The following is a 2,260-nucleotide window of genomic DNA, read 5'->3' on the forward strand; positions in this document are numbered from 1 at the left end:
CGCGAATACGCTGTGTCAGCTAACACATTCGGCGAGGGTTTCAGCGCATTCGCGAGCAAGCCCGCTCCCACATTGACGGGGTTATCAAGTCAAAAAATCAGTTAGCCGAAGGTGAAGGCGTAGGCCGACACGTGCGGGTCGAGAAATTCGATGGTGAACGTGCGGTCCTTGACGGCGCCGGGTTGGCGCACCAGTTGGTACAGGCGTTGTTCGGTGACGGTGCCGCTGCCATCCGGGGCGACGTCGGTGCCGTGGGCATCGCCAGGTGCCTGGCCGTCGATGCTGACCTTGAAGCGCACCGGCTTGCCATCGGCGCCCGGGCCGAGCACCAGGTGCAGGTCGCGGGCATGGAAGCGGTAGACAATCCGCCCATTCGCCTGGTCGAGGGTGGCTTGCTGGCCGCCGACATTCCAGTGGCCTTCCAGGGTCCAGTTGTTCAGGGCCAGGTTGCCGGCCGCCGGGTAGTTCGCCACCTGGTTGGTGGCCAGGGTGCCGGTAGTGACAAAGTTTTCGGCGCGCTGGAAGCCCAGGTAGGTTTCCGGCGATTGCACCTCGTTCATGTCCGGCGCCTGTTGCACACCCTTGGCGTCGGCCTCGATCAGGCCACTGGCGACGTTCTGTGCGCCGGCCTCACGCAGCAACTGCTGGATCACCCGCTCCGACTCGGCATAGTCGCCTTCGCCGAAATGGTGATAGCGAATCTGGCCCTTGGCATCGGCAAAGTAATGCGCCGGCCAGTACTGGTTGTTGAAGGCGCGCCAGACCTTGTAGTTGTTGTCGATGGCGACCGGGTAGGTGATGCCCAAATCCTTCATCGCCTGGGTGACATTGTTCACGTCGCGCTCAAAGGCAAACTCCGGCGCATGCACGCCAATAACCACCAAGCCCTGGTCGTGGTACTTCTCGGCCCAGGCTTTGACATACGGCAGGCTGCGCAGGCAGTTGATGCAGGAGTAGGTCCAGAAATCCACCAGCACCACCTTGCCCTTGAGCCCTTCGGCGGTCAGCGGTGGGCTGTTGAGCCACTGCACGGCGCCATCCAGCGAAGGCAGCGCACCTTCGATCGGCAACGTGTCGCTGTGGTTGGCGGCGGCCATCATTGCGCCCCCAGCCATCATCGCCCCGCCCTTCTGCTCAGGCTTGGCGCTCAGCGTGTTCACCAGGCTTTGCTCCAGGCCACCGGTGGACGCGGTCGACAGCCGCGCCAGCACGCCGGTGTCGAGGCCCAGCGCGATGGCCGCGACGCCGGCCAGCATCAAGGCACCCAGGCCGCGGCGCAGCCATTCACCGGCACCGAGCGAGCGCTTCATGAAGCCGAAGACTTTACCGCCGACCAGCAGCGCCAAGGCCAGGGAGGTGGCAGCACCGGCGGCGTAGGCCAGCAAGAGCAAGGTAGTACCGATGCTGGCGCCCTGCAGCGCGGCGCCGGTCAGTACCAATCCGAGGATTGGCCCGGCGCAGGGTGCCCAGAGCAGGCCGGTGGCCACGCCGATCAGGAACGAGGCGCCCGGACGCGGCCTGGCATCGGCCCCGGCGGCTTCCGACAGGCGACTGCCGGCCGCCACCAACGGACGCGTCAGGCGCTCGGACAGTTGCGGCAACAGGAGCGTGAGTCCGAACAGGGCCACGCACAGCAACGCGAGCCAGCGCCCGTACTGATTGACTTGCACCACCCAGCCGCCGCCCACCGCCGCCAGCGAGGCGACCAGGGCGAACGTCACCGCCATCCCCGCTAACAGCGGCAAGCCACTGCGCAAAAACGGCTGCCCGGTGCGAGCGAAGACAAAAGGCAGAACAGGCAGGATGCACGGGCTGACGATTGTCAGCACGCCGCCCAGATACGCGAGAACCAGAAGCCACATGGGATCTTCCCTTAGACAGATAAGTAAACATCGGCTTAAGCCGCAGTGAACGTCATGGCGGCACCATTCATGCAATAGCGCAGACCGGTGGGTGGCGGGCCGTCATCGAACACGTGCCCCTGATGGCCACCACACCGGCGGCAGTGAATTTCCTTGCGCACCACGCCGTAGGAGGTGTCGGTGTGGCTGGCCACGGCGTTGTCGAGCGGTTGCCAGAAACTCGGCCAGCCGGTGTGGCTGTTGAACTTGGTTGCCGAGGAGAAGAGTGGCAGCGCACACCCGGCGCAGGCGAAGGTGCCCGCCCGGTGCTCGTCGTTGAGGGCGCTGGTGTAGGGGCGCTCGGTGCCCTCCTCGCGCAGGACATTGTATTGCTCGGCGGTCAGCAGGCAGCGCCATTC

At 65.2% G+C, this 2,260-nt stretch carries 2 protein-coding genes; both read right to left on the reverse strand.

Annotated elements, in window-relative coordinates; genetic code table 11:
• Nucleotides 1-101: 101 nt before the first annotated feature.
• Nucleotides 102-1,862 (reverse strand): cytochrome c biogenesis protein DipZ, encoded by a 1,761-nt coding sequence (locus QMX97_RS31945; RefSeq protein WP_282398234.1) that lies wholly within the window; start codon nt 1,860-1,862, stop codon nt 102-104.
• A gap of 35 nt (nt 1,863-1,897) precedes the next feature.
• Nucleotides 1,898-2,260, reverse strand: a 363-nt coding sequence (msrB, locus tag QMX97_RS31950) for a peptide-methionine (R)-S-oxide reductase MsrB (protein ID WP_282398235.1), incomplete at its 5' end; no start/stop codon positions are given.

This window comes from Pseudomonas sp. PS01298 (assembly GCF_029959745.1).
Taxonomy (GTDB): domain Bacteria; phylum Pseudomonadota; class Gammaproteobacteria; order Pseudomonadales; family Pseudomonadaceae; genus Aquipseudomonas; species Aquipseudomonas aylmerensis.